The sequence below is a fragment of the Synechococcus sp. MU1625 genome (assembly GCF_020514205.1).
Lineage (GTDB): Bacteria > Cyanobacteriota > Cyanobacteriia > PCC-6307 > Cyanobiaceae > Parasynechococcus.
Genome location: NZ_VTLA01000010.1, coordinates 25,038 through 38,364 on the forward strand (window position 1 = coordinate 25,038; position 13,327 = coordinate 38,364).

The 13,327-nt window shown below is 51.2% G+C and carries 12 protein-coding genes; 4 read left to right on the forward strand and 8 right to left on the reverse strand.

What is annotated here, in order from left to right; genetic code table 11:
* Positions 1-6: 6 nt before the first annotated feature.
* The 7 genes from FZX13_RS12115 to pds all read right to left on the reverse strand — a co-directional run bounded on the left by FZX13_RS12115 (position 7) and on the right by pds (position 8,395).
* Positions 7-258 (reverse strand): hypothetical protein, encoded by a 252-nt coding sequence (locus FZX13_RS12115; protein ID WP_226409766.1) that lies wholly within the window; start codon positions 256-258, stop codon positions 7-9.
* Positions 248-1,024, reverse strand: a complete 777-nt coding sequence (locus tag FZX13_RS12120) for a MinD/ParA family protein (protein WP_226409767.1) — start codon at positions 1,022-1,024, stop codon at positions 248-250. The genes FZX13_RS12115 and FZX13_RS12120 overlap by 11 nt, the downstream gene beginning before the upstream one ends.
* Positions 1,025-1,086: 62 nt before the next feature.
* A complete protein-coding gene (locus FZX13_RS12125; protein WP_226409768.1) occupies positions 1,087-2,718 on the reverse strand; it encodes a TolC family protein in 1,632 nt (543 codons plus the stop codon).
* A 226-nt stretch (positions 2,719-2,944) separates the two neighbouring features.
* Positions 2,945-4,030, reverse strand: coding sequence for a PleD family two-component system response regulator (locus tag FZX13_RS12130; protein WP_226409769.1), 1,086 nt, complete (start codon positions 4,028-4,030; stop codon positions 2,945-2,947).
* 8 nt (positions 4,031-4,038) lie between these two features.
* The gene (locus FZX13_RS12135) at positions 4,039-4,401 is read right to left on the reverse strand and encodes a response regulator (RefSeq protein ID WP_226409770.1); all 363 of its coding nucleotides are present in this window, start codon (positions 4,399-4,401) and stop codon (positions 4,039-4,041) included.
* A gap of 5 nt (positions 4,402-4,406) precedes the next feature.
* Positions 4,407-7,028, reverse strand: a complete 2,622-nt coding sequence (locus FZX13_RS12140) for a response regulator (protein WP_226409771.1) — start codon at positions 7,026-7,028, stop codon at positions 4,407-4,409.
* Positions 7,025-8,395 (reverse strand): 15-cis-phytoene desaturase, encoded by a 1,371-nt coding sequence (gene pds / locus FZX13_RS12145; RefSeq protein ID WP_226409772.1) that lies wholly within the window; start codon positions 8,393-8,395, stop codon positions 7,025-7,027. The genes FZX13_RS12140 and pds overlap by 4 nt, the downstream gene beginning before the upstream one ends.
* 88 nt (positions 8,396-8,483) lie before the next feature.
* Between pds and FZX13_RS12150 the strand changes: the two genes are divergently transcribed.
* Positions 8,484-8,831: an NAD(P)H-quinone oxidoreductase subunit M gene (locus FZX13_RS12150; RefSeq protein WP_226409773.1), complete on the forward strand. Its 348-nt coding sequence runs from the start codon at positions 8,484-8,486 to the stop codon at positions 8,829-8,831.
* A complete protein-coding gene (locus FZX13_RS12155) occupies positions 8,828-9,460 on the forward strand; it encodes a DUF3172 domain-containing protein (protein ID WP_226409774.1) in 633 nt (210 codons plus the stop codon). The genes FZX13_RS12150 and FZX13_RS12155 overlap by 4 nt, the downstream gene beginning before the upstream one ends.
* Here FZX13_RS12155 and FZX13_RS12160 read toward each other — a convergent pair.
* Positions 9,451-10,440 (reverse strand): LysR family transcriptional regulator, encoded by a 990-nt coding sequence (locus FZX13_RS12160; RefSeq protein WP_115094925.1) that lies wholly within the window; start codon positions 10,438-10,440, stop codon positions 9,451-9,453. The two genes, FZX13_RS12155 and FZX13_RS12160, sit on opposite strands and share 10 nt — an antisense overlap.
* An 81-nt stretch (positions 10,441-10,521) precedes the next feature.
* Between FZX13_RS12160 and FZX13_RS12165 the strand changes: the two genes are divergently transcribed.
* Both FZX13_RS12165 and FZX13_RS12170 read left to right on the forward strand, forming a co-directional pair.
* Entirely contained in the window at positions 10,522-11,253 is a 732-nt protein-coding gene (locus FZX13_RS12165) for an NnrU family protein (RefSeq protein ID WP_226409775.1), read from the forward strand.
* Positions 11,254-11,287: 34 nt separating this feature from the next.
* Positions 11,288-13,297, forward strand: a complete 2,010-nt coding sequence (locus FZX13_RS12170) for an NAD(P)H-quinone oxidoreductase subunit 5 (RefSeq protein ID WP_226409776.1) — start codon at positions 11,288-11,290, stop codon at positions 13,295-13,297.
* The last annotated feature ends 30 nt before the right edge of the window (positions 13,298-13,327 follow it).

A 13,327-nucleotide genomic window follows, 5' to 3' on the forward strand; every position in this document is an offset into this window, starting at 1 on the left:
AGGGTTTTAAAACTGTGTCTTCCAGCGCTTCTCGACAAGAACGAGCCAACCAATCTGTTGGAGATGAGCAAGCAATCGTTTGCTCTCTTCAGATTCCGGCGTCCAGTGAAAATGCAATGCAATCAGGTCGTTCAATTCTTTGGTCGAAGACCCGCGTCTGAGCCCAGCTTTCAGAAGCTTGCGAAGTCCTGCAGGCTCGATGGCAAGCAGCTTCGACATCGAAAGCTTGCCCGAAAGATTGCCATAGTCAAGATTCATCAGCATTCAAGGTTGTTTCCAACACCGAGGCCAACTCCTTAACTTGCAGACTCCATTGATGATCTGGAAACTCCAGAACAGCAACGCCGCTACTGGCCAAATTCAAAAGATCCGAGCTAAGAGGAAGAATTGCCGAAGGAACATAATCAAATGAAGACTTAACTCTTTCCTTAACAGAACCAGGCTCAAAACAATCTGGAAGCTTATTCACAACCAGGTTAATTTGAGGAACGTCCAGTCGCTCAGCAACTTCTATTGCAACAGCAGTTCCCAGATAATCCTGAGAGTCAGGCCGCATAACCATGACCAAGGCGTCTGATATCGCGGAGGAAAGGAGTGTTTCCTCGTTAATTCCTGGATGAGTATCAACAACAATATAATCCAATTTCAATTCATCAATAACGGAGAACATAGCATCATTGAGTTTTTCAACTTGATATCCTTCACGTAAAATTTTCGCAATTTTATCACTCTCCATTGAGGCAGGAGCCAACCAGATTCTGCCCTTGGCAGAACGTACTTGCTTGGGGGTAACTTCATGCATGCACCTTTTAATGGGGGCATCCGCTTGCAAAAAGTCATTAATCAACAAGTCCTTTTCGGATGCTTGAAAACCAAAGAGGACATGAACACCAGGTGATGCTAAATCTGTATCAAAAATAGCGACCCGTTTCCCAGACATCGCCAAGGAAACGGAAAGATTGGCTGACAAGTTTGACTTACCAGTTCCACCACGGAACGAGTGAACAGAAATAATTTTAACCATTTGATTGACCTGTTTTGGGTAAGTTTACTACAGGAAAGCGAAACACAGCCCTGCCATGCTAATCAAAGATTGGCGGAGAAGGAGAGATCATTCAAAGAAGCCAATGGATCACCAATGCGATCAATTAGTTCAGGGTCCTGATTGATGGAGAGACCTGTGTTACGAGCCAACTCAAGCAGTGACTTATTGTAATCCTGAAGTTGATTGATATAAGAAAGGACTGCCTGGGCCAAGGTCGTCTGCGCTTGCACGAGATCCGTCACTGTTCCATAGCCAATCTGATAACGATCTGATTGGAGACGAAGACTGATCGATGCCTGCTTGACCTGATCCGATGAGGCCAAAAGTATATTGCGCCCAACATTTACTTGTGAATATCCAGACTCAGCAGTTTCTTTAACTTGATTAATTGTATCCAAATAAGTCTGATAAGCAGATTTAGACAATTTACGATACGACTCAGCACGCATTCGTGCTTGACCTCCATCAAAAAACTTCCAAGAGAATGTGAGTACAGCAGAAGGATTCTGAATGAATTCGGCGTAGGACTCAGTCCAATAACCGGTTTGAGTACCGTAGAGCTGGGAGACTAACTGCAACGTCGGCAAATAACTGGCCATTTCAAGATCTGCATCGACGTCTTGAAGGTAGACATCGAGCAACATCTCTTGAACAACCTTACGGTGGGATTCACTAGCCTTAATCGTGTCTTCAAGGGAATGCGACCACCCCCCTAAAGCAACCAACGATTCGGATAATGTGATGTCATCGAAGGCTTCAACACTCATCAACCGAGCCAACTTGGCTTGATTCGTTTTGATGTCTCGCTTCGACTGTTCAAGCAGGCTCACGTCTGAGAAGTAGTTGGCTTTTTGCTTGGCCACATCCAAACCAGATGCAACACCAAACTGACGTTTGTCATCTGTAACCTCAACGAGCCGCTGAGAATTGGCAACGATATAGTCGTAGGCATCCTTTTTGGCAGAAGAAGCCAACAGGTCGACGTAAGAATTCTGGACATTTAAAATATTGTCGCGATATGCAATGGCATAACGATCAGCCCCTTGCAATGCTTGGTGCTTAGATTTCCATATATTTAATGACCTTGTTGCATTTAACACGTCCCAAGTCAAAGAGAGATTAAATGTTGAATAGAAATAATTACCGTTTGGTTGTCCGGAGATTGATTCAAATGCACTGGAAATTGACGATGCATCAAAAGATGATTGACTTCCAGAACTCGCCGAAGTCGAATCTGTTTTTGCAGAATTGGATGCTGAGGTTGACTTACTAGACGTTGAGTCAGTTGAATTGGATGATCCGACACTTGAGGTCGTCGGTGTTCCAGCTGATCCCGTTGAAGTAGATGATGGAGAGGAAAGACCAGAAAAAAGACTTGTCAGCTCTGAGTAATTGGTTGAGGCTCCACTTGTTGTGGAGTCATACCAGTAGAGACCTGAACCCACTGTGAAGGAAAGCTGGGGCCACCAAGCGGCATAAGCCGCACCCAACAGATCCTGGTTTGAGCGAAATGTCCAATAGGACGACCTGAGTTTCGGGTTGCGCTCCATGGATAAGCGGACCGCTTCCTCCATCGACAGATCATTCAGCACCTCGGGGGCAAGAGGCATCTCAGTGACAGCTTCTACCGTCGGTTCTTCCACCTGAAGAGATCTGAGCACATCTTCCGGCACAGGCAGCGGGACCGGAAGCTGGAGATCCTCTGATGCGTGAGCACTAAGGGGCATCGACACCGGGAGTGCACACACTGCCGCTACTGCCGCCGCCCCTTTCGCTAAAACGGAGAGGGTTGTCGGATAATGTCGAACCAATGAGAGGCCCCTTAAAAACAGGATATTAAAACACTATTAAGCGGATCCGGTCTGTATCGGTTCCATCAACAGTTCCAAATCAAGTAATTCATCGCCGCTGCCTTTGGGCACGCATCGCTTTCGCCCTGTCTGCAAGGCTTACAAAAGTTGGATCTGCTGTAATCGACTTCACCTGTGAAGTCACAGCCTTTCGATTAATACGGATTTCAATTTGCTGAATTCTCTGACTAATCTGATCACTTTGATCTTCCAGATCACCAATCACCGCTTCCAGTGAGCGCAAAAGAGGAGAAATCTCCTTGGTTTTGGCACTGTCCTCAGAGAATTTACGTACTTTCGCACGAACCTGGGTTAAATTAGATTGAAGTGAATCCTTAGAGGACTGAAGCTTTTTGTATAAAGCCAACTCTTCATCATGCCGTTGCTTTTTCTCTAAAGACGATGAAATTCTTGCACCAAGCAAAACACGATTAAACGGTTTGGACAAATAATCTTCAGCCCCAGCCTCAATACAAGGCACCACCATCGAGAGATCGTCGAGGGCGCTAATCATAATGACGGGGATATGAGAGGTTTTTTCATTGGATTTAATCTTCAAGAGTGTCTGAAAACCATCCATCTTTGGCATCAAAATATCGAGTAACACAAGATCAAAGGATTCAAAGCCAATCTTTGCCAAAGCGTCTTCACCATCAACTGCCATACGGGTCTCAAAGCCTTCTCGCTGAAGACGAGAGGCAAGTAATGCTCGATTTTCTTCTTCATCGTCAACCAACAAAATTTTACTTTTACCCTTCAACGAAGAAGCATATTCACGACGGATAATATGTTTTGATTCCTGAATGATTTTCAGGCTCTCATCGCAAAGACTAGAAATATTTTGCTTGGATTCATCTTGGCTGTCGATCTCACGGCCTAAAGTAATTGAAAGACCTTCAAGTGTGAGTTTTTCCCGAACTAAACTTTGAATCGACTGGGCTGCACCATGAACCTTATCAAGTGATTCAACCAAATCAGAATCTACCGGATCAGCGTCTGCCAGTTCCTCCGAAACTAACTCACTGAAACCAATAATTTGATTAACGTGATTGGAAAGGTCGTGACGTAAGCGCCTTAAGAGATCATCAGAACGACTGAGCTGGCTCCCTTCTGAATCAGATACTGGTGCAACCATGTTCGACTTTATGGAAGAAGAGCATTCATTTTTTCAAGCAATCTCGACAACTCAATCGGCTTGGTGTCGTAATCGTTGCAGCCCGCAGCCAGACAACGTTCTCGATCCCCGTCCATGGCATGTGCCGTTAAAGCAATAATAGGAATATGTTCTGTTGTAGGATCACGTTTAATCAGCTTTGTTGCTTCCAAGCCATCCATCTCCGGCAAACTCACATCCATCAAGATTAAGGCGGGCAAATGTTGCTTTGCGTTTGCGACAGCAGCAACACCGTCTTCTGCGTAAACCAGCTCAAAACCTTTCCGCTTCAAGCGTCTCGATAACATATCTCGATTCATCTCATTATCTTCAACCAAGAGGATTAAACTCATTTACACTAAGCCTCCTTCGGCGGCAAAAAAGAAGCGATCCGTTCGGATAGCTCGCTCATGTTGAGCATATCAGAGGAAATTACCCCGGTAAAGCGACTCTGTAAACGGCGCTGGTCAGAATCCGGTAAATCCTGAGTATTCATCATGACAACAGGAAGATGGACAGCTGAGGGATTACGGTGCAAGGATTCAATAAAAGCAACACCATTGAAATCTTTAGTACTCATATCAACGATTATCAAGGCAGGCCTTACTTTTGCAATTAGTGACAATGCCGCCAACTCATCAGAAACAATTTCCACTCGATACGCATAATTATCGAAAACATTGTTTAACTTATCGAGCAATTCAACTTGATCAGCAATCAAGAGAAAATAGGGCTGATCGTGACAAGACTTGTTGCCAAATTGAGAAAGAATTCCATCGAGCAAAACCCAATCAATTGGCTTGGCCAGGCAATATGCTTTCTCATAGACAGATTTAAGATTTACGCCTTCAACATCCTTGGAAATCAATACAACTGGTATTGAAGTTAGCTCCTTATCTTTTTTGATTTCATCTAATACTTGCCAGCCATTTTTACCTGGCATATTGATGTCTAAAGCGATTAAGTCGGGCTTCCAGGTTCGAGCACTCTGCAATCCTTCAGATCCATTGCGAGCTGTCATCACTGCATATCCATCACTTCGGAGATGACGCTCAATAACATCCCGGGTAGGTGCATCATCATCAACAATCAAAACTTTTCCGAGGGATGCAACCGTGGGGTAATCTTGATTTGACTGATCTTCAGTCGCGACTGTAGGAATTTCAGACGGCAACCTGGAGGAAACTTCTGAAGATCTAGATTTTTGATCCGAATAATAGCGGGGCAAGTCAATCACAAATTGACTGCCAACATTCACTTCACTAGTAACAATAATATCTCCAAGCATCATTTGGCTGAAGCGTTTGCTTAAAGCCAAACCAAGACCAGTTCCTCCATATTTACGAGTTGTACTTTCGTCAGCTTGAGAAAAGTCTTGAAACAAACGCCCCAATTGCTCATCAGTCATTCCGATACCAGAATCAGACACTGATATTTGAAGACGTTCACCAGATTCATCCTGCAACAAACTAGATGCGATCTTGACAATCCCAAACTCCGTAAACTTGCAAGCATTACTGGTTAAATTAAGAATAATTTGCTTAAGCTTAGTCACATCTACGTTGACCAGATCTTCTTCAGAGTGATTCAGCTCTAAGGAAAGTTCATTATTATTTTTGGAGATCAGCGGCTTGACTGATGCCAAGACCTCATTAATAAGATCCGAAAGGCTGATATCTTCGGCATAGACAGTCATCTTGCCGGCTTCAACTTTAGAAAGATCTAGAACGCTATTGATTAGCCCCAATAGATGCTTTGCAGAAGATAGAATTTTATTTAAATCATCACGAATCTCGTCAGGCTCCATATCTTCACAATCTTCAGTCAATATTTCACTATACCCAATAATTGCATTCATTGGTGTCCGCAACTCATGAGACATGTTTGCAAGAAAGGAACTCTTTGCGTGATTTGCTTCTTCAGCTTGTAATCGAGCTTCTTCGCCCTGTTCAAGAGATTTCGACAATCTACGGTTATAGAACCAAGTCAAGAAAACAACTGAAGTTGCAGCGCAAAGCTGCAACGCAATCGTGCCGAAAGATAGCTGCAGCGCTAATTGATTCACTGATGAAAGTGATCGCGCTGAAACAACCTGCATACCCCAGGGTTGAAATGGGATAAACTGATATCGGTAATCTTCAAAAACGTAAGATTGAACCACGGATGGTTGATCCATGGGTAAATCACTAGCGAGAGAACTAGCCTCGATCAAAAGAGGTTTTGGCGAATCTTCCGAGGAATAAAGAATCCGATCGTCATCATCTATAACAATCAAATGGGTTTTCTCTGATATTTCGGCATTGAGAACTGATTTACGAATCGAATCTCCAATCGCTGCAAGTTGATAACCAGCATACCAGGCCCCAATAACTTCATTTGACTGATCAAATATCGGAATATATTTTGTGTAATAAAGTTCACCCAAAATTCTTGCAAGCCCCTTGTAAACTTTGCCATCTAATAATTTTGGCAGCACCGGACCTTCTGGATCGAGAAGCGTTGCAACAGCAGAAGCACCTTCTTTTGTTTCAATACTTGTGATCAGCCTAACCATCTGATTACCGTCACGAACAAAAACTGTTAATGACGTATTTGAGCCTTTGGGCAGGTTAATCAATGTCTTAGCATGGGACGATACCTTAAAGTCGCCAAAACGAAGGACAGGCACTAAACGATCACCCATGACTCCACTAATCAATTCACGCTGATCAACATCCAAAGATGGTTGACCATGTGACATTGATTGGACCTTTAAGCGATCTAAGGCCCTTAATAACCATTTGGATAATAGTGAATCGATAATTGAAAACTTTTCAACAACCTGCTCAACTTCACCATTAATTCTAGATTCCGCAAAGTCTTCGATGACACTACGGACCCTCAACAGAGTGAAGGCACTTGCACCAAGAAGAAGGGACGCAATAATCGATAACCATAGGGCTCCTGATTTTGCGCTCACCCCTCTAATGGGCTGATTCATGACTTAGAAACAGCTTCAGCACAAAGTTTTCCACTCAGCACGGCGCCTTCCATCGATGCGAGATAGCGCTGCATCGTGTAATCCCCGGCCAGGAAGAAGTTCTTGATTGGGGTGGTCTGATCAGGGCGCAACTGCTGACAACCAGGGGTCGTTTTGTAGACGGACAAAGGGGTCTTCACGACTTTGTATTTGCGCAGTGTGGCGGAATTTTCACCACCAAAATGCATCGGGAACAGCTTTGTGAGCTCGCCCATGGTGGCCTCGATGATCTCTTCATCAGGACGACCGATCCAGTCTTTGGCTGGCGCGAACACCAGCTCGAGCATTGACTTGTCGGGGTCTTCATACTCCCTGCAAGTGATGCTCATGTCGGCGTAGACGCTGAGCAGGGGCGACCGGCTGAACAACAGATGGTCGATATCGGTGAGCTTGCGATCGAACCAGAGGTGCAGGTTGATCACGGGCACACCACGCAGACCATCGAGCTTGCTGAAGACCTCCATCTGCTTCCAGGGCTCGGGCAAGAGCAGCTTGAAGGGATCAACAGGCAATGCACTGACATAGGCATCAGCGGTGAGATCGAAGCTCTCCTTGCCCTTCAAGCCGCCGATATGGAAGGCCGCTACAGAACCATCCTCATTGAGCTTGATCTCCCGCAAGGGACTATCGAGATGCACTTCCCCTCCGAGTGATTCGATGTGCTCGACCACCGGCTGGCAAAGCCGCTCCGGGGGCGCGCCATCGAGGAAAGCCATCTTGGAGCCGTTCTTCTCCTGCAGGAAACGATTGAGCGCCGTGAGCACAACCGTGGCAGAGATTTCATCGGGATCGATGAAATTCAGCGCCTTGCTCATCGCTAAGAACACTTCATCGTTCACCCGTTCGGGAATGTTGTGGACCCGCAGCCACTCGGTCCAGGAATACTTGTCGCACTCTTCGACATACCCCTGACCCCGGAGCATCGCAGGCACAAGGCCCAGGCCGAAACTGATTTTCTCAGGCCAGCTCAACATGTCGTTGTTTCCCAGGATCGCGGCCACACCATTCACAGGGGCTGGCAGATCAGGAAAATCAAAGCGGCTGTAGGTGCCTGGTTCGTCCTGCTGATTGAAAATCATCGAGTGGCTCTTCCACTGCAGCCGGTCTTCGATGTTCAGCTCTTTAAAGAGCTGCAGCATGTTCGGGTAAGCGCCGAAAAAGATGTGCAGGCCGGTCTCGTACCAGTCGCCGTCTTCGTCTTTCCAGGCTGCGACCTTGCCGCCGAGAACATCCCTGGCTTCGACAACGATCGGAGTGTGGCCGGCATCCGCCAGATATTTGGCACAGGAGAGTCCTGCAAGACCAGCTCCGGCAATAGCGACGCGCATGCGGCCGTCTCAAAAGTGAAACCAACCTTAAAAGGGCTTGCCCCCCGTTCGCTTCTTAAAGTCGTGACAGCTTTCCCGTGGGCGCGTCTTGGCTGACACCCTTCTCAAGTGCACCACCCGCCACGTGCGCCTGTTCACAGCGGCCCTCCAGGATGAAGATCTCGTCCCTTCGGACGACCAACTCACCTTGGATCTGGATCCCGACAATGAATTCCTGTGGGACGACGCCAGCCTCACCAAGGTGCAAGGACGCTTCAAGGAACTGGTGAATGCCGCGGCCGGCGGCGAACTGAGTGACTACACCCTGCGCCGCATCGGCACCGACCTGGAGGGATTCATCCGGCAGCTGCTGCAGGCAGGAGAACTGAGCTACAACACCGATGGCCGTGTGCAGAACTTCTCCATGGGCCTGCCCCGCACCCCTGAACTGTTGTGACCCGCTCGCGGTACGACCGAAGTAGTCGCGGGCCACGGGACAGCCGATACGACCGGTCTGAGCGGGATCGTTACGACCCCCCGCAGCGTGGTGGATACGGGCGACCACCAGGTCCCCCACCGGGAGGTGGATCTCAGGGCCCCTTCCAATTCAGCACCCTCACCGTGGCCGTTTTGGCAGGTGTTCTTGTGGTGGGGATCGGCATCGGCAGTGCTGTCACCAGCACGACTCAAGGTGACCAGGGCAACATCGCCAGTTCCCAGCAACTGGATATGGCTGTGCCAGACCCGGAATTCTGCCGGCAGTGGGGGGCGAGCGCCTTCGTCATGGACATCGAGATGTACACAACGCTCAACCCTTCCAGCAGCTTCGTGACCCAGCCAACGCTGCAACCGGGCTGCGTCATCCGCCGGGAAAACTGGTCGGTGCTGCGCAAGGAGGGGGCCATCAGCTCCGAGCAGGAGCGTGAATGCAAACAACGGATGAACACCTTTGCCTACATCGGCTCTGTGCGGGACAAACCCGTGGTGCGCTGCGTTTACCAAACCGACATCACTCAGAACAAATTCCTGACCCGGGGCGTGGCTGACGACTCGGTCGGTTTGACCCCAGAAGCAGATCAGTTCTGAATCAGCGGCTCCCCCATCACCTCAGGCACAGCTTTTGGTGCCTGGCGTATGGGGCTGTCGGCACTGGCAAAGACAGGTAAGACGTCATTGCGAAAGGCCACCGAGGCCCGTGAGCAATAGCGAGCGGGATGGGTGATCAGCTTGAGCTGGCGCCGCACCTGCAGATCGGCCACTTGCGGGCGGTGAATCGTTCCCGCCGATAACTCCCGCTCAATCGACACCACGGGAACAAAGGCGGCACCAAGGCCCGCCTGAACTGCATTCTTGATCGCTTCCAGTGAATTCAGTTCCATGTCGATGCGCAGGCGCTGCACATCCAGGCCGGAGCGGGCCAGGAGCTGATCGACCATCTTTCGGGTGGTCGATTGCGCATCAAGGCAGACGAAGCCCAGGCGATAGAGGTCTTCCTTGGTGAGTTCAGCCAGTCGGGCCAACGGGTGCTTCACCGGCAGCACAAGCGCGAGCTCGTCGCTGGCGTAGGGAACCACCTGCAGCAGTTCATTGAGTTCCGCCGGCAATTCACCGCCAATGATGGCCAGATCGATCTGGCCATTGGCCACACTCCAACCGGTTCTCCGGGTGCTGTGGACCTGAAGCTGCACCGACACCTCCGGGTATTTCTGGCGGAACAAGCCGATCATCCGAGGCATCAAGTAAGTGCCGGTGGTCTGACTCGCACCGACAATCAGGGACCCACCTTTGAGGTTGTGGAGATCATCCAAAGCCCGACAGGCTTCATGGCACTGGCTGAGGATGCGGTCGCAGTAACTCAGCAGTAAATGGCCGGCTTCCGTTAGCTGTGCCTTGCGCCCACCGCGATCGAACAGCGACACCTCCAGTTGCTTCTCCAGGTTCTGGATCTGAAGGCTGACGGCGGGCTGGGTGACGTAAAGACTGTCGGCGGCTTTCTTGAAGCTGCCCTCGCTAACAATCGCGCGAAGGATCCGCAGTTGGTCGAGGGTGAACGGCAGATCGGCCACCGCGGAACACCCGGAGGAACGTTTGAAATTTAGGACTGCCGAGGCCGCCAGCCAGAATTACGCCCTTCCCAGGCAGCCCCTATGGCCTCCACCCACCACAGCAGCATCGTGATGTTGGTGCTGCTGATCCTGTTTGCGGTGATTCACAGCGGTGGGGCAGCACTGCGCACCCGAGCTGAGGCCGTGATCGGAGCACGGGCCTGGAGACTGATGTTCGCCGCGGCAAGCATTCCCTCGGCCGTGGTGGTGATCGGATGGTTCCTGGCCCATCGCTACGACGGGGTGCGGCTGTGGAATCTTCAAGGCGTCCCCGGGATGGTGCCTGTGGTGTGGGTCGGAACAGCCGTCAGCTTTTTCTTTCTCTACCCAGCCACCTACAACCTGCTGGAGATCCCGGCGGTGCTGAAACCGCAGGTGCGTCTTTACGCCACAGGAATCATCCGCATCAGCAGGCATCCGCAGGCCATCGGTCAAATTCTCTGGTGCCTCACCCACGGCCTCTGGATCGGCAGCAGCTTCATGCTGGTGACCTGCGTGGGCTTAATCGGTCATCACATCTTCGCCGTCTGGCATGGCGACCGGCGTTCGAAAGCTCGCTTCGGTGAAGCCTTTGATGAACTCAAGGCCAACACCTCCATCGTGCCCTTCGCCGCGGTTCTGGATGGACGCCAGCAGCTCCAGTGGCAGGAATTCGTCCGACCCGCGCAACTCGGCATCGCCATCGCCGTCGGCATCTTTTGGTGGGCCCATCGCTTCATTCCGACCGCTGCAGGGTTGATGCGCAATTCAGCACTCCAGAACCTCCTGGGCTGAGCTGCCTACACTCGCTTCAACCTGCTGCTTGCGGATGCCCTCGGCCGAGGAACTCGCCTGGCTCATTCCCGTTTTACCCCTGTTCGGCGCCGTGCTGACCGGGTTGGGATTGATCAGCTTCAACCGCACGATCAACCGATTGCGCAAACCCGTTGCGCTGCTGTTGATTTCCTGTGTCGGTGCAGCTGCGGTGCTGAGCTACAGCATCCTGTTCAACCAGCTCAATGGGGCCCCACCGGTCGAGCATCTATTCGTCTGGGCCAGTGCGGGCAGCTTCGTTTTGCCGATGGGCTACGTAGTTGATCCGCTTGGGGCCGTGATGCTCGCGCTGGTCACCACCATCGCCCTGCTGGTGCTGGTGTATTCCCATGGCTACATGGCTCACGACAAGGGCTATGTGCGCTTCTTCACCTACCTGGCTCTGTTCAGCAGTTCCATGCTGGGGCTGATCATCAGTCCCAATCTCCTGGAGATTTACGTCTTCTGGGAGCTGGTGGGCATGTGCTCTTACTTGCTAGTGGGCTTCTGGTACGACCGCGATGGTGCCGCCCATGCAGCCCAGAAAGCCTTTGTGGTGAACCGAGTCGGTGACTTCGGCCTGCTACTGGGAATTCTTGGCCTGTTCTGGGCCACCGGCAGTTTTGATTTCCAGGGCATCGCCGATGGTCTGCAGAACGGCCTGGCCAATGGAACGGTGGCCCCATGGGCAGCACTGCTGCTCTGCTTGCTGGTGTTCATGGGTCCGATGGCCAAGTCGGCTCAGTTCCCCCTCCATGTCTGGCTGCCCGATGCCATGGAGGGTCCGACACCCATTTCAGCCCTGATTCACGCCGCCACGATGGTGGCTGCAGGGGTGTTCCTGGTGGCCCGCCTCGATCCGCTGTACGCCCAATTCCCCGTCATTCAAACGGTGATTGCCGTCGTCGGCACGATCACCTGCTTCCTGGGGGCCTCCATCGCCCTCACCCAGATGGACCTCAAGAAGGGGCTGGCTTACAGCACCGTCTCCCAGCTCGGCTACATGATGCTGGCCATGGGTTGTGGAGCCCCGGTTGCTGGCATCTTTCACCTGGTGACTCATGCCTTCTTCAAGGCCATGCTGTTCCTGGGTTCTGGCTCCGTGATCCACGCCATGGAAGAGGTGGTGGGTCACGAGCCCGTTCTCGCCCAAGACATGCGGCTGATGGGTGGCTTACGCAAAAAGATGCCAGTCACCTCGATCACCTTCTTCATCGGTTGCATTGCCATCAGCGGCATTCCTCCCTTGGCTGGCTTCTGGAGCAAAGACGAAATCCTTGGTCAAGCCTTCAACAGTTACCCCCTGCTGTGGGTGGTGGGCTTCATGACTGCAGGAATGACGGCCTTTTACATGTTCCGCCTGTACTTTCTCACCTTTGAAGGGGAGTTCCGCGGCAACGACACCGCCATGCAGACCCAACTGCTCACGGCAGCTGGCAAGGATCCTGCGGAACACCATCCCCATGGGGGCAGCGTGCACGAGTCCGCCTGGCCCATGGCCGCACCCTTGGCGGTGTTGGCGGTGCCTTCGGTGCTCATTGGTCTTCTCGGAACACCCTGGAACAGCCGCTTTGCAGGGCTGCTGAATCCTGAGGAAGCTCTCGAGATGGCAGAACAGTTCAGCTGGGGAGAATTCCTGCCACTGGCGGGGGCTTCAGTGGCTATCTCCGTCGCGGGCATCACCCTGGCTGTTCTGGCCTATGGCCTGCATCGGATCGATCTGGGTGAGATGGTGGCCGGCCGCTTCCCCACGGTGAATGCCTTCTTCGCCAATAAGTGGTATCTCGATGTGGTCAACGAGAAGTTGTTTGTGCGAGGCAGCCGCAAACTGGCCCGGGAGGTTCTCGAAGTGGACGCGAAGGTGGTTGATGGTGTTGTCAACCTCACCGGACTTCTCACCCTCGGAAGCGGCGAGGGTCTGAAGTATCTCGAGACCGGACGCGCTCAGTTCTATGCCCTGATCGTGTTCGCTGGCGTGATTGCTCTGGTGGTGCTGTTCGGCGTCATCGGCGGACCGATCTCTTAAGTCTCAATTGCACATGTGTGTCATCGCCTA